This is a genomic window from Neisseria sp. P0021.S007 (genome assembly GCF_051956855.1).
In genome coordinates this window covers 1-470 of the sequence record NZ_JBQCXA010001509.1, presented here as the reverse complement: position 1 = coordinate 470, position 470 = coordinate 1, and the positions used below count along the sequence as shown (strand labels likewise).

The window sequence follows — 470 nt, the reverse complement described above, 5'->3', positions numbered from 1 at the left end:
TACCCCACCAACGAGCTAATCAGATATCGGCCGCTCGAATAACGTAGGGCCTGAAGGTCCCTTGCTTTCCTCCTCAGAAAATATGCGGTATTAGCTAATCTGTCGATTAGTTGTCCCCCATTACTCGGTACGTTCCGATATACTACTCACCCGTTCGCCACTCGCCACCCAAGAAGCAAGCTTCTCTGTGCTGCCGTCCGACTTGCATGTGTAAAGCATGCCGCCAGCGTTCAATCTGAGCCAGGATCAAACTCTTATGTTCAATTTCTAACTTATAACTTCTGGTCTGCTTCAAAGAAACCGACAGGACAATGTCTAAAACATCATCTTGTCTGTCTTTCAAACAGTGTGAGGCCTAATACACTCACACTTATCGGTAACCTGTTTTTTAAAGAGCGAATCGAATTATACAGTACATTTAGCAAATGTCAACTAAAATTATCGAAAATTCTAACTAACTGTGTTATACT

General features: G+C 43.0%; 1 rRNA gene. It reads right to left on the bottom strand.

From position 1 onward, the window contains the following. Positions 1–262 (bottom strand): 16S ribosomal RNA (locus ACTHUR_RS19985); the annotation flags it as partial. Positions 263–470 lie beyond the last annotated feature (208 nt).